This is a genomic window from Asanoa iriomotensis, from assembly GCF_016862515.1.
GTDB classification, from domain to species: Bacteria; Actinomycetota; Actinomycetes; order Mycobacteriales; family Micromonosporaceae; genus Asanoa; species Asanoa iriomotensis.
In genome coordinates this window covers 111,365-129,532 of sequence record NZ_BONC01000008.1, presented here as the reverse complement: position 1 = coordinate 129,532, position 18,168 = coordinate 111,365, and the positions used below count along the sequence as shown (strand labels likewise).

The following is an 18,168-nucleotide window of genomic DNA, read 5'->3' as shown; positions in this document are numbered from 1 at the left end:
CCTCGGACCGTGTCCAGTGATCTAGAAGCGGATCGGCTGCTGACCGAGTCGCTCCGGCTGGACGATCCCCGGCTGCTCTTCCAGGCGTTCCTCGTGCTCAGCCGCAACGCCGCCGCGCGCGACCTCCAGCCGCTGGTGGTGCGGATGTCGCGGTACGCCGACCGGGACCCGTACCTGTTCCACGTGCTGACCGGCGTCGCGCTGCACCGGGCCGGCTCGGCCGACGGCCCGGCGCACCTGGAGCGGGCGCTGCGCGTCTTCGACGAGCGGGCGCTGCACGACGACCCGCTCTACCTCGAGTGCGCGATCTTCGCGACGCTCACGCTGATCCGGCCGCACGAGACCAGGACCAAGTTCGCGGGGTACGTCGACCGCCTCACCTTCGACCCGGCCGCGAAGGCCCGGCTGCTGGCGATGATCGGGCTCGGCGACGCCTGGGCGGGAAACCTGGTCCGCGGCCAGGCCGAGATGCTGGAGGCCCGCGACCTGGCGATCCAGGCCGGTCGCCAGGACGTGCGGGCCGAGGTCACCGCGTGGCTGGTGAAGTGCGAGGCGCTGCGCGGCGACCTGGCCGCGTCGGCCGCGCACCTCGCCGAAGCCAGGGCGCTGGCCGCGCGCAACGGCTCCGAGTGGGTGGCCGGGCACATCACCGAGGGCTCGGCCGCGCTGCACCTCGCCCGCGGTGACACCGAGGCCTGGGTCGCGGTGCTGGAGCTGATGGTCGCCGCCGGGCTCGGCGTCGACTCAGGCCTGGTCTTCGAGTACCGCTGGGAGCTGGCCACCCACCACGCGCTGCACGGCCGCCCGGAGACGGCGGCGGCCCTCCTGCGCGACGTGCCGCCGGCTCCGGTGGGGCTGCCCGGTGGCCCGGCGATGGCGGCCTGGCGGTCGTGGATCGAGGACCCCGCCGACGTGCGCCGGGCGCAGGCGTTCGAGGCCGTCCTGCCGGAGCTGACCCAGCCCGCCGAACGCCTGCCCCGGGCCCGGATGGCCTGGCTGCTCGGCGGGGCGCACGGCCGGGCCGGTCGCCGCGCCGTGGCGGTGCGGCTGCTGGAGGCGGCCTGCGCCGGCTACGCGACGATCGGCGCGGGCGGCATGCTCGCGCTGGTGGAGGCCGACCTGCGCGCGGTGACCGGCGGGCCGCCGCCCGAGCTGCCGGCGGCGCCGCTCGACCCGAGGCCGGGCGAGGCGGCGCTGACCGGCGCCGAGGTCCGGGTGGCGGTCGCCGTGGCCGACGGCCTGAGCAACCGGGAGGTGGCGGACCACCTCTTCGTCTCGGTGAAGACCGTCGAGTTCCACCTGGGCAACATCTTCCGCAAGCTCGGCGTCCGCAACCGCACGGAGTTGGCCCGCCGCCGGGAGCAGCTGGGGTAGTCCTCAGGTCGCACGTCGCGCCGCGACGGGTGCGACCCGCGACCGTCGTGCGCGGGCTGGCCCGCCCATAGCGTCGAAGCCGTGATAGAAGTGACCGGACTGACCAAAGTGTACGGTCGGATCCGCGCCGTCGACGAGCTGTCGTTCACGGTGCGGCCCGGCCAGGTGACCGGCTTCCTGGGCCCCAACGGCGCGGGCAAGTCCACGACCATGCGGATGATCCTCGCCCTGGACCGGCCCACCGCGGGCCGGGCCACCGTCGGCGGACGCCCCTACCGCGCGCACGCCGCGCCGCTGTGCGCCGCCGGCGCGCTGCTCGACGCCCGCGCCGCCCACCCGGGCCGGACGGCCCGCGACCACCTCGTCGCCCTGGGCCAGACGCACGGCATCCCGCCCGCTCGGGCCGACGCCCTGCTCGACGAGGTGGGCCTGGCCGCCGCGGCCCGGCGCCGGGTCGGCGGGTTCTCGCTCGGCATGGCACAGCGGCTCGGCATCGCGGCGGCGCTGCTGGGAGACCCGGCGGTGGTGCTGCTCGACGAGCCGGTCAACGGACTCGACCCGGACGGCGTGCTCTGGATGCGCACGCTGCTCAAGCGGCTCGCCGCGGACGGCCGCACCGTGCTGGTGTCGAGCCACCTGATGAGCGAGATGGCCGTCACCGCCGACCACCTGCTGGTCATCGACCGCGGCCGGCTGCTGGCGGACACCTCGCTGGACGCGTTGATCGGCCGGGCCGGCGTGTTCGTCCGCGGCCCGCGCACGGACGCGCTGCGTGACCTGTTCCGGTCGCACGGCGCCGCGGTGGCCGACGAGGGCGCGGGGCTGCTGGTGACCGGGCTCGAGGCCGACGCGATCGGGGCCGTGGCCACCGGCCGGGGCCTGGTGCTGCACGAGCTCACGCCCCGGCGGGCGTCGCTGGAACAGGCCTACATGGAGCTGACCCGGGTGGGGGAGCGATGACGTCGACGGTGCGCGGCGTGGTCCGCGCGGAATGGACGAAACTGCTGTCGCTGCGGTCCACGTGGGTGGTGCTCGGCGCGACCGGAGTGCTGACGGTCGCGTTCGCCGGTTTCGTCGGCTGGAACCAGGCCCGGGCCGGTGACGCGCCGACCGTGGCCGGCGCCTTCCTGCCGATCGACCTCTTCTCGCTCGTCCTCGGCGTCTTCGGCGTGCTGTTGATGACCGGCGAGTTCAGCTCCGGCCTGGCCCGCGCGACGTTCGTGGCGGTGCCGCGCCGGCTGCCGGTGCTCGCGGCCAAGGTGCTCGCCCTGGCGGCCGCCACGCTCCCGGTGCTCGCGGTCACGTGCGTCGCGGCGCTGGTGACGAACCAGGCGTTCGCCCAGGGCGACCGGATCACGCTGGGCGACCCGGGCGTGCTGCGCGCCACCGCGGGAGCGGCCGTCGCGCCGCTCGCGATGGGCCTGGTCGGGCTCGCGGTGGGCACCCTGCTGCGGCACACGGCACTGGCGATCACGGTGTTCGTGGCGGCACTGCTCGTGCTGCCGGCGATCCTGCCGGCCGCGCTGCCGGACGAGACCGCCGGCGACGTCATGCGGTTCGTTCCCGTCGCCGCCAGTCAGGCGCTCTACGCGACCGGGCCGGATGGAGGACCGTTCGACCTGCTCGCGCCGGGCGCGGCCGGGCTGGTCCTGGCCGGCTGGGTGGCCCTGCTGCTGGCCGCGGCGGGCGTCGCGCTGTGGCGGCGGGACGTGTGAGGTCTCGTACCCTCGTGGGCATGAGGCGGACGGTGGGCGACGTCGCGCTCGTCGCGGCGGTCGCCGGGCTGGCCGCGGCCGTCCTGGCCGGCCGGGCGAGCGTTGACGGTCCGGCGGAGCCCGGGCAGTGGGTCGCGGTCGTGCTGGTGCCGCTGCCCCTGCTGGCCCGGCGGCGCTGGCCGGCCGGCACGCTCTGGGCGGTGCTGGCCGGCACCCTGGTCGCGGAGGCCGCCGGCGCGAGTTCGCCGTCCGGCGTGCTCGCGCCGTTGGTCGGGCTATACACGGTCGCCCGGCACCGGCCGCCGCGGCACCTGCTCGCGCCGCTGGCGGTCGTGCTGGTCGGGTTCGTGGTCGGGACCATCAGCGGCGTCCTGCCGTGGCCCGGCATGATCGGCGCGACCGCGGTGGTCGCGGCGAGCGTCCTGCTCGGTGCCAACAGCCGCACCCGCCAGGCGTACCTGTCGGCGGTGGTGGAGCGGGCCGCGCGGTTGGAGCGCGACCGCGACCGGGAGGCGCGGCTCGCGGTCGCCGACGAACGGGCGCGGATCGCCCGGGAGATGCACGACATCGTGGCGCACAACCTGGCCGTCATGGTCGCGCTGGCCGACGGCGCCAGCTATGCCGCCGAGTCGGAGCGGGTCGGCTCGGCGATGCGACAGGTGTCGGCGACCGGCCGGCAGGCCCTCGACGAGATGCGCCGCCTGGTCGGGCTGCTGCGCGCCGGTGGACCCGGAGAGCGGGTGCCGCAACCGGGCCTGGCGGACCTCGACGACCTGGTCGGCCAGGTGCGGGCGGCCGGCGTCGACGTCACACTGCACGCCGACGGCCGGCCCGGCGACTGGGGTCCCGGCGCCGGGCTCGCCGTCTACCGGATCGCGCAGGAGGCGTTGACCAACGTGATCAAGCACGCCGGTCCTGGCGCGCATGCCGACCTGCGGGTGCGCTACGGCACCGACGACGTCGAGATCGAGGTGCTCGACGACGGCGCCGGCCGCCCGGCCCGGCCGCCCACCCCCGCCGGCCGGCACGGCCTCGCGGGAATGGCCGAGCGGACCGCTCCCTACCAGGGGACGGTGGACGCCGGCCCGCGATCCGGTGCCGGCTGGCGGGTCCGCGCGACGCTCCACTTCGGACCGGGAGTGGCCGCGTGACCGTCCGGGTGCTGCTCGCCGACGACCAGGCGCTGGTGCGCACCGGCTTCCGGATGGTGCTCGAGAGCCAGCCCGACCTGTCGGTGGTCGGCGAGGCCGGCAACGGGGCGCAGGCGGTGGCGATGGCCGGCGCGCTGCGCCCCGACGTGGTCGTGATGGACGTGCGGATGCCGGTCGAGGACGGCATCGTCGCCACCGGCCGGATCGTCGCCGCCGGCCTGCCGGCCCGGGTGATCGTGCTGACGACCTTCGACCTCGACGAGTACGTGTACGCGGCGCTGCGGGCCGGTGCGAGCGGCTTCCTGCTCAAGGACGCGCCACCGGCCGACCTGCTCGCGGCGATCCGCGCCGTGGCGGCCGGCGACGCGGTCGTCGCACCTCCGGTCACCCGCCGGCTGATCGACGCGTTCGCCGGCTACCTGCCCGACCCCGCCGCACCCGCCGGCGGCCGGCTCGACCGGCTCACCGAGCGGGAACGGGAGGTGCTGCTGGAGGTCGCGCAGGGCCGCTCCAACGCGGAGATCGCGGCCCGGCTGCGGCTCGCCGAAGCGACCGTGAAGACCCACGTCGGCCGGATCCTCACCAAGCTGGACCTGCGCGACCGGGTGCAGGTGGTGGTCTTCGCGTACGAGACCGGCGTGGTCGCCCGCGGCCGAGGCTAGTAACGGACGTTGCTCGCCAACAGCGGTGGGTAGACCTCGGACGACACGCCGTCCACCGTGGTGCCCGCGAACTGGAGCATCGCCTGCTGTGCGCCGTGCATCGGGGCCGGGTAGTTCAGGTCCGGTGCGGATGCCTCGTCGAGCGCGCGGCGGTGCGCGTCCGTCAGCGTGATCTCCAGACCGGCCAGGTTGGACTCCAGGTGCGTGACGCGGCGGGCGCCGATGATCGGCACCACCGTGCCCTCGCGGGCGCGCAGCCAGGCCAGCGACACCGCCGCCGGAGTCGTGCCCAGGTCGTCGGCGACCGCGGCGACCGCCTCGATGACGTCGTAGTCGGCCTCCGTCGGACCGCCGACGTACGCGCTGCGGGCCGAGTCCGTGACCTGCGCGCCGCGGCGGTACTTGCCCGACAGGAAGCCGTTCTTCAGCGGGCTCCACGGCGTCAGCGCCACGCCCTGGTCGCGGGCGAACGGCGCCAACTCGCCCTCGACGGTGCGGGCGAGCAGCGAGTATTCCACCTGCAGCGCGATCAGCGGCGTCCATCCCTTGAGGACGGCCGTCGTGTGTGCCTGCGCGGTGACCCAGGCGGGGGTGTTCGAGAAGCCGATGTAGCGGATCTTGCCCGCCCGGACCAGGTCGTCCAGGGCCCGCATGGTCTCCTCGATCGGCGTGTGCCGGTCCCAGTTGTGCATCCAGTAGAGGTCGAGGTGGTCGGTCTGTAGCCGGCGCAGCGACTCGTCGAGCTGCGCGATGATCGAGCCGCGGCCGGCGCCGCCGCCGTTGGGGTCGCCGGGGAACATGTTGAAGAAGAACTTCGACGCGAGGACGACGCGGTCGCGCAGCCCCGGTCGGGCGGCGAGGTAGTCGCCGAGGATCTTCTCCGAGTGACCGTTGGTGTAGAAGTTGGCGGTGTCGACGAAGTTGCCGCCGCGCTCCAGGTAGGTCGCCAGGATCTTCTCGGACTCCGCGACGTCGCAGCCGGCCCCGCCGGGGTCGGTGCCGAAGGTCATCGCGCCGAGTGCGAACGGGCTGACCCGGAGTCCGGACCGGCCGAGGGTGACGTAGTGGTCGAGTGCCATGTCTTCATCGAACGCGCGTGCCGCCGCCGCTGGTAGACCGATCCGCGCGGGCTATTGCCTGATCCTCTCCAGCGGCTCAGCCTGCCCGGCTACGGGAGCGCGAGGGCGAGGGCGGCGTCCCGGCTGGGCGGCGCGCCGAACTCGCGCCGGTACTCGCGGCTGAACTGCGACGGGCTGTCGTACCCGACCTCGTGGCCGACCCGGGCGACGTCACCCGGGTTGGCGGCCAGGAGCAGCCGCGCCTGCTGCAGCCGGATCCGCTTCTGGAACTGGATCGGGCTCATCGCCGTGGTCGTCTGGAAGTTGCGGTGGAACGCGGAGACGCTCATCCCCGCGAGCCGGGCCAGGTCCTCGACCCGGAACGGCTCCGCGTAGTTGTCGCGGATCCAGCGCACCGCCCGCGCGACGTGCCGCAGCCCGCTGTCGGGCAGGCCGAGTTGGCGCACCAGCCCGCCCTGCTCGCCGGTGACGAGCCGCCAGAGGATCTCGCGGATCACCAGCGGTGCCAGTACGGCCCGGTCGCGCGGCCGGTCGAGCAGCCGGAGCAGGCGGACGACGGCGTCGAGCAGCTCGTCCGGCGCGTCGCTGACCGCGATCCCGGGCGGCGCGGCCGCGGGCACCTCGGCGGGCCCGGCGCCCAGCAGCAGCTCGGCGATGTCGTCGGGGCGCAGCACGAGCCCGAACCCGAGCGCGGGCCGGTCCACGCTGGCGTCGACGAAATGCCCGGTCACCGGCAGGTCGACGGAGGCCACGAGGTATTGCCCGGCGCGGTACTCGTAGACCCGGTCGCCCAGGGAGAGGCGTTTGGCGCCCTGTGCGATCAGCGCGAGCACGGTGCCGGACATCGAGGGCGACGGGGGCAGCTCCCGGTCGACCTTCGAGATCAGCACACCGTCGACGTCCGTCGTCATGTCCGGCCGCGCGTGCCGCGCGAGCAGGGCCCGTAGCTCGTCCAAACGCATCATCCCATTTCAGCACGGACCGGGTCGGCCCAGCTCGGGAGTGGGATCAGGCAGAACGGGTGCCCGGCCGGGTCGGCGTAGACGCCGTCCCCCGCGAGCTTGCGAGCGCCGAGCGCCAGCACCGCGGCTCCGGCGGCGACCGGGTCGTCGACCATCACGTCGAAATGGATCTGCTGTGGCACGGCCGGATCCGGCCAGGTCGGCGGGCGGTGGTCCGGCGCCCGCTGGAACGCGAGGCCGGAGGCGCGGTCGGTGGTGGAGACGACCACGAAGTCGTCGTCACGGTACGTGATCGGCAGCCCGAGCAGCACGCTGTAGAACCGGGCGAGAGCGGCCGGATCAGGGCAGTCGAGGATCGTGTGGTGCAGACGTCCAATCATGGCTCTAGACGGTAATCACGACCTTGCCCCGCCCGTGGCCCGTCCCGACCTCGCGGTGTGCGCCCGCGGCCTCGGCCAGCGGGTAGGTCCGCCGGACGTGGATCCGCAGGTCGCCGTGGTCGTAGCGGTCGACCAGCGTGGCCAGGCGGGCGGCCGAGCGTGCGTTCGGCGTGACCCGGACGCCCAGGTCGGCGGCGCGGGCGTGGTCGACCAGGGTCAGGATCCGGTCGCGGTCCTCGACCAGGTCCAGGGAGACGTCGAGGGCGTCGCCGCCCGCGCCGTCGAGGGCCGCGTCGACGCCGCCGGGTGCGGCCGCGCGCACCCGGTCGGCCAGGCCCGGGCCGTAGGCGACCGGGATCGCGCCGAGCTCGCGCAGGTAGGGGTGGTTCTCCGGGCGGGCGGTGGCGATCACCGTCGCACCGGCTGCCGCCGCGAGCTGCACCGCGACCGTGCCGACCGCGCCCGCGGCGCCGTGCACGAGCAGCGTCTCGCCCGGTGCCGGCGCGAGCTCCCCGAGCGCGATGTGCGCCGTCTGCGCGCCGGCCGAGAAGCCGCCGGCGACCGCCCAGGGCATCCCGGCCGGCTTCGGGACGACGTGGTCGGCCGGGACCGCGAGCAGTTCCGCGTACGCGCCGAGCTGGCCGAAGCCGAGCACCTCGGTGCCGTCAGCGAGGCCGCCGGCGTCCCCCGTCACGACGCCGGCGAACTCGTTGCCCGGGACGCGCGGGAACGTCGGCGGGACACCGGCCGGCAGCCAGCCCGCCCGGACCGCGCAGTCGTAGGGCTGCACACCGGCCGCGCGTACCCGGATCAGCACCTGACCGTCCGCCGGAACCGGGTCGGGCACCTCCATGAGGTGGAGGACGTCGGGACCACCGGGTGACGTGAACGCCGCTGCACGCATGGGCGCCAGTCTGCGACCTCAACCCGGCTTGAGGTCAACGGTCAGAAGCTCGGCAGGTCCGGTTCGGTCGCGTCCTTCGGGCGCGGGCCGAAGATGCGGCGCTGCGATTCGTCGATGCGGACGTCGTTGATGCTCGCCTCCCGGCGGCGCATCAGGCCGTGTTCGTCGAACTCCCACAGCTCGTTGCCGTAGCTGCGCCACCACTGGCCGGTGCCGTCGTGCGACTCGTACTGGAAGCGGACCGCGATCCGGTCGTCGGTGAACGCCCACAGGTTCTTGCGCAGCGCGTAGTCCATCTCGCGGGACCACTTGTCCTGCAGGAACTCGACGATCGCGGGACGCCCGACGAAGAACTGGTCACGGTTCCGCCACACCGAGTCCATCGTGTACGCCAGTGCGACGCGCTCCGGATCGCAGGTGTTCCACGCATCCTCGGCGGCCTGCACCTTCGCCAGCGCGGACGGCCGGTCGAACGGCGGCAGTGGTGGTCGGTCGGTCACCCGCCGACCGTAACCCCTGATGGGTGCGAATCGGACGTTATGACTCGCCGGGCGCGAACTGCGCGAGCGCCATCTGCCTGCCCTGGTCGGTCTCCTCGGCGGTGGCGGTGCCCGACGCCTCGACCACGGCCACCCACTCGTCGATCGAGCCTCGGGAGAACTCCCGGACCTCCGGGGAGTTGGCCGCCGCCATCGGGTCGCCGATCTGTTCGCCGGCCAGGAACAGCGCCAGGCCGAGCAGCGCGCCGTCCCAGCCCGGGCCGACGAACAGCGCGCCGGCGCCGCTGCCGGCCATCTCGATCGGCACCGTGTGGGTGAACTCGAGCTCGGTGTCGTCGGCGGAGCCGGGGGAGAGGTGCAGGTCGACGACGCTGGTCGGGCCGCCGAAGGTGATCGTGAGGCGCCGCGGCGGCTCGCAGCGGCGGATCTCGCCGCCGGCGTTGCCCTCGAGCTGGAACGTGCCGCCGGGCTTGAGGTCGCCGGTGAGCGGGAAGAACCAGCGCTTGACCCGGTCCGGGTCGGTGATGGCGTCCCAGACGTCGGCGACCGGGGCCGCGTAGGTCCGGCGGAGCACCACGCGGACCTCCTCGCCACCGCCCTCGGCCGGGCCGGTCCCGACCTCACGGTGGATCGCCTTGAGGTGGTTGGCGATGTCGAACATGCGGCTCGTCCCTTCCGTCGGCGGCGAGCGGGCGCCCGCCTGGTGCCGCCAACAGTCTGGCAGTAGCCGCTTATATAAGTCCAGAGTTAATTCTTTGGAGATCAGCAAGCAGCGCGTCGAGGCGGTCGGTGTCGAGCCAGCCGTTCACGGCGACGGTGCCGGACCGGTCGACGTCGATCTGGATCCGGTCGACGGCGCCGCGCCGCCAGTCGACCAGGTCCGGGAAGCGGTCGCTGAGCAGGACGAACTCCTGGTTGGTCGAGCCGGCCCACGGGCGGTCGTGGTCGACCCGGTCGCGCAGGAACGGGCCCGCGATCAGCAGGTCGGTCGCGGCGAGCAGGTCGGCGACGCCCGGGCGGCCCGCCGCCGCGGCGCGGCGCAGGGCGGCGTGGGTGTAACCCGAGAAGGTGAGCACCGAGCGCCCGCCGGCACGGACCCGGCGGGCCACCTCGGCCAGCCCGTCGGCCTGGTCGAACGGCTCGCCGCCGAGCAGCGTGAGGCCCGTGGCGGGCTCGGTCAGCACGCGCGCGGCCAACTCCGCGGATGACCAGCGGGTGCCGCCCTCGGTGGGGAACAGGTCGGGGTTGAAACAACCCGCGCAGCGGATCGTGCAGCCCTGCACCCAGACCGCGGTGCGCGTGCCGGGGCCTTCGGCCGTCGTGGTCGCCAGGTAGCGGGCGACGGTGACGGCCGGCTCAGACATCGACGATGCGGCCGGGCTGCCCGACCGGGCCTGGCGGCGGCTGCGGGGCCGGGGCCGGCGGCGCGATCGGGTTCGCGACGACCAGCGGGAAGATCCGCACGAACTCGTGCGGCTGCAGCTCCAGCGTGTTGCTGAACTCGAACACGTCGGCGAAGCCGCCGAGGCGGTCCCGCTCGGCGATGGCCCGCACCGCCCGCGCGTGGCCGAAGTGTGGCAGCGCGGCGAGATCCTCTGCGCCGGCCGAGTTGACGTCGACCGGGCCGGTGGGTGCGGCGGCGTAGCCGGGCGGGGGCACCAGCGGCGCCGCCGGTGCGGACGGCCAGGGTGCGTCGTACCCCCGCTGCCGGCGCAGCCACGCGATGTTGACGGTGAAGGCGTGCACGATGGTGACGACCCAGACCGCCATCAGCACGCTGACGGCCCAATCACTCGACGTGCTTTCCGTCGGTGACTCGCCCACGACGACGAACGCGGGTATCGACAGGGCCAGGTAGACGATCCCGCTGATCCAGGTCGACCGGCGGTGCAGCAGGAAGCCGAAGAAGATGAGCGCGCCCGCCCCGCCGCAGCCGAACCCGAGGATCGGGAACAGCAGCCAGAGACTGTGGGTGATCCGCCACCAGAAGCCGTGTGCCGGGTCAGCGCCGGTCGACATCGCGCACCACTTCTGCCGCCTCGACCGTGCTGCGCGCGTGGTGGAAGTCGGCCGTGTAGGCGCTGGACACGGTGGTCGCGTCGAGCAGGTCCTCGAGCACCGCGATGTAGTCGAGGCAGGCCGGGCCGGGCAACCCGTGCGTCTCGGCGTGGACCGTGCCGTCGGCGGCCACCACCACCGTGATCTGTGCGCTCATGCCCGCTCCTGCCGCTCGACCGCGAAGACCAGCCGGACGGCGGCGTCGTCGGTCACCGTCTCGGACTCGAGGCGCAGCCCGGCCGCCGGCGCCCGGTCACGCAGCCGGTCGAGCACCGCGGCCTGCACCTGCCGGCCGTAGGCGGCGTCGAGCCGCTGGACGATCTCCACCGCCCGCGTCTCGTCGACGTCGCCGCGGAAATGCGCGGTCCAGACGCCGTCGGCGCCGCGGGTGAACCGCCCCTCGACGCCCTGCCAGGCCGCGTCGACCACGTCGGTGGCGGCGGTGACCACGGCACCGGTCTCCCGCAGCGCGGTGGCGAGCAGGGCGCTGTCGCGCATCCGGGTCGACACGGTGCAGATGGTGCCCTTGGCCTCACCGCCGGACGCGCGCGCCTGGATGGCCGCGGCGGCGGCCAGCGCCACCGGGACCAGAAGGAGGGAAACGCTCATCGGATCCTCCCGCCGTCGATGCCCACATTAGAACTCAACGGGGCGTCCGCCGTGTGGCCGGTGCGGGCCTCCGCCGTCCGGCCGAGGCTGCGTGGGGGCCACCGGCGTGCCGAGATCCCAGTCCTCGGCGGCGGTCGCGGCGACCGCGCGGGCGTCGGCCCAGGCGCGTACGGCCGCGATCCGCTCGGCCTGGGTGACGCTCAACGGCACCATGTTGACCAGGGCCCGCACCACGTCGTCATGGCGCAGCGGCCGGCGCTCGGCGAACGCGTCGTAGACCCCGGCGATCAGCGCATGCTCGATCTCCGCACCCGAGTAACCCTCGCTCAGCGTGGTCAGCTCGGTCAGCACCGCGTGGTCGGCCGTGAGAGCGCCGCCGACCCGCGGATGGCGCAGCCAGCGCCCCAGGTGCACCGACCAGATCGCGCCCCGCTCCGCCCGGGTCGGCAGGTCGACGAAGAACACCTCGTCGAAGCGGCCCTTGCGGAGCAGCTCCGGCGGCAGGCTCTCGATCTCGTTGGCGGTGGCGATGACGAACACCGGCCGGCTCTTCTCCTGCAGCCAGGTCAGGAACGAGCCGAACACGCGCGACGAGGTGCCGGAGTCGTTGGCGCCCGTGGCGGCGAAGCCCTTCTCGATCTCGTCGATCCAGAGCACGCACGGCGCGACGGCCTCGGCGGTGCGGATCGCGGCGCGCATGTTGTGCTCGCTGGACCCGACGAGGCCGGCGAACACCCGGCCGATGTCGAGGCGCAGCAGCGGGATGCCCCACGCGGCGGCGACGGCCTTGGCGGTCAGCGACTTGCCGCAGCCGGGGACGCCGGTGATCAGCACGCCGCGCGGCGCGGGCAGCCCGTAGTCGGCGGCGTCGGCCAGCCAGGCTCCCTCGCGGCGGCCGAGCCAGCGCTTCAGGTTTTCCAGACCGCCGATGTCGGACAGGCGGGGGCCGGTCTCGATGAACTCGAGCAACCCGGCCTTGCGTACGGTCTGCCGCTTCTCCTCCAGGATGACGGGCAGGTCGGCGAGGTCGAGGACGCCGTCGTTGACCATCGCGCGGGCGAACGCGTTCTCCGCCTCGTGCAGGGTCAGGCCGAGCGCGGCCTTGGCGAACCGTTCGCGCCCGTCGTCGTCGAGGTCGATCCGCAGCCGGGGCGAGGCGGCGTTGGCGCGCAGCATGCCCTCGAGGACCCCGCGGATCTCGAACTCGGCCGGCAGCGGGAAGTCGATGACGGTGATGTCCTTCTCCAGCTCGACCGGCACCCGGCTGACGGGTGAGACCAGGACGAGGCTGCGGGGGACGGCGCCGGAGCGGAACGCGGTCGCCACGTCGCGGAGCCGGCGGATGACCGCCGCGTCGCCGGGCTGGCCCGCGCCACCGAGCGACGGATGGAGGTCACGGAAGACCGCGACCACCGGCTGCTGCAACCGCAGCAGGGCGTCGAGCGCGTCGGCCGGGTCCTTGGTGCGGCCCTGCTCCTCGCCGTCGTCGCGGCGCAGCCCGTCGGTCAGCGACCAGGTCCACACCGGCCGCGGCGTGCGCACGAGGTCGGCGTCGCCGGCGACCGCGCGCACCTCGAAGAGCACCCGCAGCTCCTCGTGGGACTCGATCGCCACGATGGGGAACCGGGCCTTGAGGAGCTGGGCCAGGGTGGTCCGGAAGGGCTGTTCCACGAAACGCAGTGTGCCCTATCCGGACCACCCGGCCCATGCCCGTTACGGGGTTGTGCTGGGGGTCAGGACGACCTGGTCGGTGGCGGTCAGGCCGTCGGGGTCGGTGTAGGTGGCCACGAACACGCCGCTCAGGTTGTCGCCCGAGCCGTGACCGGGCGCCGAGGTCGTGATCGTGCCGCTGCAACCCGTCGCCGCGGTGATCGGGTGGCCGTGCTCGTCGTGACCGAGGATGTAGTTGACGGTCACCTGCGAGCAGTCGACGGGGTCGTTGTCGACGACGTTCACCTGGAAGGAGACGGTGTCGCCGAACGCGAACGGCTGGCCCGCGACGGGCTGGGTCAGCTCGATCGAGGGTGCCCGCGGCCCGACGACGAACGACGGGATCTCCGCGGACGCGGAGCGGCCGGTGCTGTCGGTGACGTTCAGCGTCGGGCGGTAGACGCCGTTCGCGGTGTACGTGTAGGTCGGGTTCGCCGCCCGCGAGTCGACCGTGCCGTCGGCGTCGAAGTCCCACGCGTACCGCAGCGCGTCGCCGTCGGGGTCGACGGTGCCGGCGCTGGAGAACTGCACGGTCAGCGGTGCGTCGCCAGCCAGCGGGTCGGCGCTGATCACCGGGATCGGCGTGCGGTTGCCGCGCACGAAGTCGAACCGGGCCAGCTGGGCGTCGGGGTTCTCCGAGAAGAAGCCGTCGCCGTATTCCAGGACGTAGAGCGCGCCGTCGGGGCCGAACTCCATGTCCATCGGGTTGTCCACCGCGAACGACGGCAGCACCGGCCGGATGTCGGCGACGTTGCCGCGCTTGTCGAGGCGGAACTCCTTGATGTAGTCACGGGTCCACTCGTAGAACAGCGGCACGCCGTCGTAGTACTCGGGCCACTTGACCCGCGACTTGCTGCGCTTGTCGTACTCGTACGCCGGACCGCCCATCGGGCCGATGCCACCCTCGCCCAGGCCGGGGAACGCGGCCGACGGGCCGTACGAGTAGGCCACCTCGGGCTTCTCGACAGCGGGCAGCTGGGTCAGCCCCGTGTTGTGCGGCGACTCGTTGACGGGCCGCTTGCAGTTGAACGGCGCGCCGGACGCGCCCGTGGCGAAGTCGTAGTCCACATAGGGCAGGTCCGGTGTCGCGCAGTACGGCCAGCCGTAGTTCGCCGGCTTGTCGATGCGCATCCAGCGACCCTGGCCGGCCGGGCCGCGCGCCGGGTCGGCCTCGCCCGCGTCCGGCGAGTAGTCGCCCACGTAGACGTCGTCGGTGCGCTTGTCGACCGCGAACCGGAACGCGTTGCGCAGGCCCATCGCGTAGATCTCGGGACGCGTCTCAGCCGTGCCCGGCTTGAACAGGTTGCCGGACGGGATCGTATAGCCGCCGGTCGACTTCACCTTGATCCGCAGCACCTTGCCGCGCAGGTCGTTGGTGTTGGCCGACGTCCGCTGGGCGTCGAAGGCGGGGTTGCGGTCGGCCCGCTCGTCGATCGGCACGTACCCGTCGGACTCGAACGGGTTGGTGTCATCCCCTGTGGACAGATAGAGGTTGCCCTTGCTGTCGAAGTCGATCTGACCGCCGACGTGGCAGCAGATGCCGCGGTCGGTGGCGACCTGGATGATCTTCTGCTCGGTGCCGAGGTTGAGCCTGTTGCCTTCCAGCTTGAACCGGGAAAGCTGGAGGTGGCCCTTGAACGGCGCGAAGTCGGCCGCGGTGCCCGTGGTCGGCGCGTCGCCCTCGTTGACGTCCGGCGTCGCCGGGTCGTCGGTCGGCGTGTTCAGCACGGGGGAGTAGTAGAGGTAGACCCACTTGTTGCGGGCGAAGTCGGGGTCGATCGCGACGCCCTGCAGACCCTCTTCGTCGTGCTCGTAGACGGGCACGTCGGCGGCGAGGATGTTGAGGCCCGACTTCGGGTCGTGGATGCGCACCTCGCCGGTGCGGGCCGTGTGCAGCACGCGGTTGTCCGGGAGGACGGCGAGGCTCATCGGCTCGCCGGGAAAGTCGTTGAGGGTGACCTTCTGGAAGTTGCTGTCGGCGGGCGGGCCGCCGGGTGGCGCGGCCGTGGCCGGCGACCACGAGATGGCGCCGCCGGCTACCGCGAGCAGCGGTGCGACGGCCAGGGCAAGCTTCTTGCGCAACTGACGCCTCCTGTGTCTGGGTGAACAGAGGCACCCGGACCGGGGCAGCGTCACGCGTCGTTCGTCGCCGACACGATTGGACGCCGGACGCACGGCCGGTCACGGGTGACCAGGCGTTCGCCGGCTCGTGCCAGAGGCCGACGAGGTGTCGAGCACGGCGAGACGGTCGCACTTTGCGGCACACATTGTTCGGGGCCCTTGCCATGGGGCCCCGCGCGCCGGCCAGCGGCGAGGATCTCGCACAGCGATGTGAAGTTCCGGACCCCCCATCGATTGATCGGAACGTCTCGATCCTGACGGCCACCCTACGCGGGCGGCCGGATGACCGCCACCCGAATCAACGGCCGCCGCGCTCCAGGGCGTCCAGCGTGGCGTAGGTGACCGCGCCGTACACGAGGTGGGGGATGATGTCGCTGAGCCAGTCGGTGAGCGACCACGTGCGCGGGTCGGACACGCGCGTGCCCGCCAGGGATCCGTCGGACAGCGCCTGCGCGGTGAGGCCGGCGACGACCGCGCCGACGGGCAACGGCGGCCGCCAGCCGGACGCGTACAGCAGACCGAACGCCGCGCCGACCGAGATGCCCGTGAGCGAGCCGGAGAGACCGCCGAGCCCCTCCAGACGGTTGTGGCGGCGCGAGTTGGTGCCCGGCACGTCGACGGGCAGGTGTTTGATCAACGCCTCGACGGTCTCCGCCGGAGCGTCGCTCGTGGGCCGGCCACGCACGGCCATGTCAAGGTAGGTCGTCGCGTCGAGGGCCGCGCACCCAGCCGCCCCCGCCGCGGCGCCGGCGGTCACGCCGGACAGCATCCGCAGGTCCATGCCCGCCACCTTCCCCGCATCGAGGACGCCAAACTGGGCATAGGGTTTGCGCCGTGACGCTTCCAGCCGACGGGCACGTGCACACCCAGTTCTTGTGGGACGCGCCCGGCGGCGACCTGATCCGCACGTGTGCGCGGGCGGTCGAGCTGGGCCTGCCCGCGATCGCGTTCACCGAGCATACGCATCACTCACGTCGACGAACCGGCCGCCGCCGAACCGTCGCGAATGGACGGAGCCGAGGACGCGGCCAGCGCCGGTCCGGTCCACCTCGTGCTGCTCGGCTGGTGGCGGGATGCCGGCGGGCGGGCGGTCACGTTCGGCAGCGACGCGCACCACCCGGAGGCGCTGGCGCGCCGGTTCCGGGCGGCCGCCGCGGCCGCGACGGCGGCGGGGTTTCGCGTCGTGGCGGACCCGGTCGGGCCGTGGGTGCGCGATTAGCGTCGGGCGTGTCAACAGACCGGGGCGCGGTGGCGTCTGTTGGGTGTGACGTTCGAGGAGTACGTGCTCACTCGCGGGCCGGCGCTCGTCCGGCTGGCGCGGTTGCTGGTCGACGACGAGCACCGTGCCGAGGACCTGGTGCAGGACGTCCTGGCCAAGGCGTACCCGCGCTGGTCCCGGATCGTCGGCGCCGACGACCCTGACCGGTACGTGCGCCGGATGCTGGTCAACGCCCGCAACTCGTGGTGGCGGCGGGCCGTCCGGCGGCACGAGGTGCCGGTGGCCGCCGTCGTGCCCGAACCCGCCGCCGAGAGCGGCCTGGACGGCGCCGACCGGCAGGCCCTGTGGCACCTGGTCGCCGCCCTGCCGCCGCGGCAGCGGGCCGCGCTGGTCCTGCGCTACTACGAGGACCTCGACGACCCGGCGATCGCGGAGATCCTCGGCTGTTCGGCCGTCACCGTCCGGACGCACGTGATGCGGGGGATCGCCGCGCTGCGCGCGAACCTCCCCGCGGCCGGCTTCCCCCTGACCTCCGCCAACCAGACGAGGAGTCGGCGATGACCATCGAGAACGAGCTCACCGCGCTGTTGAGCGCGCGCGCCGATCGGCCCGTGGACGCCGACGCCCTGCTCGCCGCCACGCTCGCCGCCGGCCGGGCCCGGACCCGCCGCCGGCACGGCGCCTACGCCCTGTCCAGCGCCGGGGTGGCCGGCGTGGTCGCCGCCACGCTCGTGTTCAACGGCGGCCCGGCCCCGCTGGCGGACAACCCGCCCGTCGGCTGGGACACCATGCCCGCCCTCCCGGCGGTGGCGGGTGCGGACGGCGCGGCGGCACGCCCGGACCTCGTCGGCACGGACCCGACGGTGCTTCGGTTCGGTGTGCCGTGGACGCCGTTCCCCGTGCAGTCCGTCATCTGGTCCGCCGAGGCCGACGTCGAACGGATCAGCATCCAGATGTCGTCCGGAAACAGCCAGATCAGCGGCAACGTGGAGTTGCGGCGTGGAGAGGGGGACAGCGGGCTGGGCAATGCGGACGTGCCCGACCGGACGTCGTCGGTGACCGTCGACGGGCAGCCCGCGGTGCTGACGGAGGAGCGGTTCGACTGGGGACCGAACCGGTGGGTGACCTGGCACCCGGCGCCCGGCCTGACCGCGGAGGTCGGGCTCGTCGCGTCGGGTCTGCTGACCGTCGGCGAGGAGGGCGTCACCGCGCCGCCGGAGCTGTCCTCGGTCGTGGACGTCGCGGATCTCATGGCGTTCGCGGACGCCGTGCGGCTCGACACCACGACCGCCTGCACGGCGCCGCTGCGGATCCCCGAGGGTGAGCCGCTGCGCGGCTGCTCCGGCTCCGTCGACATGACCGGGCCGAACCAGCGGCACCGGTACGGCATCCTGCGGATCGCGACGGAGACGCGCCCGCTCACGGTCGAGTACACGTCGCCGATACCCGAGGCGACCATGTCTCCGCCGCACACGCCGGACCCGTCGGACTTCTCGGGCACACCGGACGCCGCGCCAACCTCGCCGTTCGCGACGCCCACGGGTGGTCCCGTGCGGTCCGACGTCAAGCTGGCGAGCATCGCGCGGACTCTTCCCGGCCTGCGGGTCTCGATCAACTACGCGGTCGGCGACGCGGCCGAGGCGAGCGCCGTCCTGACGGCGATCACGCCGGCCGGCGACCCGGACGACCCGGCGACCTGGCCACCTCGACCGGTCGGCTGAGCC

At 73.7% G+C, this 18,168-nt stretch carries 21 protein-coding genes; 8 read left to right on the top strand and 13 right to left on the bottom strand.

The annotated features are described in order from the left end of the window. Window positions 1–9: 9 nt before the first annotated feature. The 5 genes from Air01nite_RS41520 (at window position 10) to Air01nite_RS08565 (ending at window position 4,902) form a co-directional block, all read left to right on the top strand. Entirely contained in the window at window positions 10–1,374 is a 1,365-nt protein-coding gene (locus Air01nite_RS41520) for a helix-turn-helix transcriptional regulator (protein WP_203701422.1), read from the top strand. Between the two features lie 81 nt (window positions 1,375–1,455). After that, window positions 1,456–2,334, top strand: a complete 879-nt coding sequence (locus Air01nite_RS08580) for an ABC transporter ATP-binding protein (RefSeq protein ID WP_203701421.1) — start codon at window positions 1,456–1,458, stop codon at window positions 2,332–2,334. Then, window positions 2,331–3,089 carry a hypothetical protein gene (locus Air01nite_RS08575; RefSeq protein ID WP_203701420.1) on the top strand — a complete coding sequence of 253 codons (759 nt, stop codon included), beginning with the start codon at window positions 2,331–2,333 and terminating at the stop codon, window positions 3,087–3,089. The genes Air01nite_RS08580 and Air01nite_RS08575 overlap by 4 nt, the downstream gene beginning before the upstream one ends. A gap of 20 nt (window positions 3,090–3,109) precedes the next feature. Continuing rightward, complete coding sequence (locus tag Air01nite_RS08570; RefSeq protein WP_203701419.1) at window positions 3,110–4,240, top strand: sensor histidine kinase; 1,131 nt, start codon at window positions 3,110–3,112, stop codon at window positions 4,238–4,240. Beyond that, window positions 4,237–4,902, top strand: a complete 666-nt coding sequence (locus Air01nite_RS08565) for a response regulator (RefSeq protein WP_203701418.1) — start codon at window positions 4,237–4,239, stop codon at window positions 4,900–4,902. The genes Air01nite_RS08570 and Air01nite_RS08565 overlap by 4 nt, the downstream gene beginning before the upstream one ends. Here the strand turns inward: Air01nite_RS08565 and Air01nite_RS08560 are convergent. From Air01nite_RS08560 to Air01nite_RS08500, 13 genes are all read right to left on the bottom strand, one after another. Beyond that, the gene (locus tag Air01nite_RS08560; RefSeq protein ID WP_203701417.1) at window positions 4,899–5,981 is read right to left on the bottom strand and encodes an aldo/keto reductase; all 1,083 of its coding nucleotides are present in this window, start codon (window positions 5,979–5,981) and stop codon (window positions 4,899–4,901) included. The two genes, Air01nite_RS08565 and Air01nite_RS08560, sit on opposite strands and share 4 nt — an antisense overlap. Window positions 5,982–6,070: 89 nt before the next feature. Next, window positions 6,071–6,946: an AraC family transcriptional regulator gene (locus tag Air01nite_RS08555; RefSeq protein ID WP_239090581.1), complete on the bottom strand. Its 876-nt coding sequence runs from the start codon at window positions 6,944–6,946 to the stop codon at window positions 6,071–6,073. Further along, window positions 6,943–7,323 carry a VOC family protein gene (locus tag Air01nite_RS08550; protein WP_203701416.1) on the bottom strand — a complete coding sequence of 127 codons (381 nt, stop codon included), beginning with the start codon at window positions 7,321–7,323 and terminating at the stop codon, window positions 6,943–6,945. The genes Air01nite_RS08555 and Air01nite_RS08550 overlap by 4 nt, the downstream gene beginning before the upstream one ends. Window positions 7,324–7,327: 4 nt before the next feature. Further along, complete coding sequence (locus Air01nite_RS08545) at window positions 7,328–8,227, bottom strand: NADP-dependent oxidoreductase (RefSeq protein ID WP_203701415.1); 900 nt, start codon at window positions 8,225–8,227, stop codon at window positions 7,328–7,330. Between the two features lie 41 nt (window positions 8,228–8,268). Then, window positions 8,269–8,727: a nuclear transport factor 2 family protein gene (locus Air01nite_RS08540; RefSeq protein ID WP_203701414.1), complete on the bottom strand. Its 459-nt coding sequence runs from the start codon at window positions 8,725–8,727 to the stop codon at window positions 8,269–8,271. Window positions 8,728–8,764: 37 nt separating this feature from the next. Then, on the bottom strand, window positions 8,765–9,388 hold the full coding sequence (locus tag Air01nite_RS08535; protein WP_203701413.1) for an SRPBCC domain-containing protein: 624 nt from the start codon (window positions 9,386–9,388) through the stop codon (window positions 8,765–8,767). A 70-nt stretch (window positions 9,389–9,458) separates the two neighbouring features. Then, on the bottom strand, window positions 9,459–10,091 hold the full coding sequence (locus tag Air01nite_RS08530) for a 4Fe-4S single cluster domain-containing protein (RefSeq protein WP_203701412.1): 633 nt from the start codon (window positions 10,089–10,091) through the stop codon (window positions 9,459–9,461). Continuing rightward, complete coding sequence (locus tag Air01nite_RS08525; protein ID WP_203701411.1) at window positions 10,084–10,746, bottom strand: ComEA family DNA-binding protein; 663 nt, start codon at window positions 10,744–10,746, stop codon at window positions 10,084–10,086. Before Air01nite_RS08525 ends, Air01nite_RS08530 begins: the two co-directional genes overlap by 8 nt. Beyond that, complete coding sequence (locus Air01nite_RS08520; RefSeq protein ID WP_203701410.1) at window positions 10,730–10,942, bottom strand: DUF2997 domain-containing protein; 213 nt, start codon at window positions 10,940–10,942, stop codon at window positions 10,730–10,732. Before Air01nite_RS08520 ends, Air01nite_RS08525 begins: the two co-directional genes overlap by 17 nt. Then, the gene (locus Air01nite_RS08515; RefSeq protein ID WP_203701409.1) at window positions 10,939–11,394 is read right to left on the bottom strand and encodes a hypothetical protein; all 456 of its coding nucleotides are present in this window, start codon (window positions 11,392–11,394) and stop codon (window positions 10,939–10,941) included. Before Air01nite_RS08515 ends, Air01nite_RS08520 begins: the two co-directional genes overlap by 4 nt. Window positions 11,395–11,421: 27 nt before the next feature. Next, window positions 11,422–13,065: a Ycf46 family AAA ATPase gene (locus tag Air01nite_RS08510; RefSeq protein WP_203701408.1), complete on the bottom strand. Its 1,644-nt coding sequence runs from the start codon at window positions 13,063–13,065 to the stop codon at window positions 11,422–11,424. Between the two features lie 42 nt (window positions 13,066–13,107). Then, window positions 13,108–15,186: a PQQ-dependent sugar dehydrogenase gene (locus Air01nite_RS08505; protein ID WP_203701407.1), complete on the bottom strand. Its 2,079-nt coding sequence runs from the start codon at window positions 15,184–15,186 to the stop codon at window positions 13,108–13,110. Between the two features lie 337 nt (window positions 15,187–15,523). Then, the gene (locus tag Air01nite_RS08500; RefSeq protein ID WP_239090580.1) at window positions 15,524–16,006 is read right to left on the bottom strand and encodes a hypothetical protein; all 483 of its coding nucleotides are present in this window, start codon (window positions 16,004–16,006) and stop codon (window positions 15,524–15,526) included. A gap of 225 nt (window positions 16,007–16,231) precedes the next feature. Between Air01nite_RS08500 and Air01nite_RS41000 the strand changes: the two genes are divergently transcribed. Genes Air01nite_RS41000 through Air01nite_RS08485 form a run of 3 tightly spaced genes read left to right on the top strand, consistent with a single transcriptional unit; the run spans window position 16,232 to window position 18,165 of the window. Continuing rightward, entirely contained in the window at window positions 16,232–16,444 is a 213-nt protein-coding gene (locus tag Air01nite_RS41000) for a hypothetical protein (protein ID WP_239090579.1), read from the top strand. A gap of 45 nt (window positions 16,445–16,489) precedes the next feature. Then, window positions 16,490–17,005: a SigE family RNA polymerase sigma factor gene (locus Air01nite_RS08490; RefSeq protein WP_203701462.1), complete on the top strand. Its 516-nt coding sequence runs from the start codon at window positions 16,490–16,492 to the stop codon at window positions 17,003–17,005. After that, window positions 17,002–18,165, top strand: a complete 1,164-nt coding sequence (locus tag Air01nite_RS08485) for a hypothetical protein (protein ID WP_203701406.1) — start codon at window positions 17,002–17,004, stop codon at window positions 18,163–18,165. The genes Air01nite_RS08490 and Air01nite_RS08485 overlap by 4 nt, the downstream gene beginning before the upstream one ends. Window positions 18,166–18,168 lie beyond the last annotated feature (3 nt).

Bases quoted from the DNA above. Each gene is read 5' to 3' on its own strand.
- Air01nite_RS08515 (WP_203701409.1), bottom strand. From the start codon at position 11,394: ATGAGCGTTTCCCTCCTTCTGGTCCCGGTGGCGCTGGCCGCCGCCGCG.
- Air01nite_RS08530 (WP_203701412.1), bottom strand. From the start codon at position 10,091: ATGTCTGAGCCGGCCGTCACCGTCGCCCGCTACCTGGCGACCACGACG.
- Air01nite_RS08500 (WP_239090580.1), bottom strand. From the start codon at position 16,006: ATGGACCTGCGGATGCTGTCCGGCGTGACCGCCGGCGCCGCGGCGGGG.
- Air01nite_RS08560 (WP_203701417.1), bottom strand. From the start codon at position 5,981: ATGGCACTCGACCACTACGTCACCCTCGGCCGGTCCGGACTCCGGGTC.
- Air01nite_RS41000 (WP_239090579.1), top strand. From the start codon at position 16,232: ATGGACGGAGCCGAGGACGCGGCCAGCGCCGGTCCGGTCCACCTCGTG.
- Air01nite_RS08485 (WP_203701406.1), top strand. From the start codon at position 17,002: ATGACCATCGAGAACGAGCTCACCGCGCTGTTGAGCGCGCGCGCCGAT.
- Air01nite_RS08575 (WP_203701420.1), top strand. From the start codon at position 2,331: ATGACGTCGACGGTGCGCGGCGTGGTCCGCGCGGAATGGACGAAACTG.
- Air01nite_RS08545 (WP_203701415.1), bottom strand. From the start codon at position 8,227: ATGCGTGCAGCGGCGTTCACGTCACCCGGTGGTCCCGACGTCCTCCAC.
- Air01nite_RS08570 (WP_203701419.1), top strand. From the start codon at position 3,110: ATGAGGCGGACGGTGGGCGACGTCGCGCTCGTCGCGGCGGTCGCCGGG.
- Air01nite_RS08520 (WP_203701410.1), bottom strand. From the start codon at position 10,942: ATGAGCGCACAGATCACGGTGGTGGTGGCCGCCGACGGCACGGTCCAC.
- Air01nite_RS08535 (WP_203701413.1), bottom strand. From the start codon at position 9,388: ATGTTCGACATCGCCAACCACCTCAAGGCGATCCACCGTGAGGTCGGG.
- Air01nite_RS08555 (WP_239090581.1), bottom strand. From the start codon at position 6,946: ATGATGCGTTTGGACGAGCTACGGGCCCTGCTCGCGCGGCACGCGCGG.
- Air01nite_RS08550 (WP_203701416.1), bottom strand. From the start codon at position 7,323: ATGATTGGACGTCTGCACCACACGATCCTCGACTGCCCTGATCCGGCC.
- Air01nite_RS08525 (WP_203701411.1), bottom strand. From the start codon at position 10,746: ATGTCGACCGGCGCTGACCCGGCACACGGCTTCTGGTGGCGGATCACC.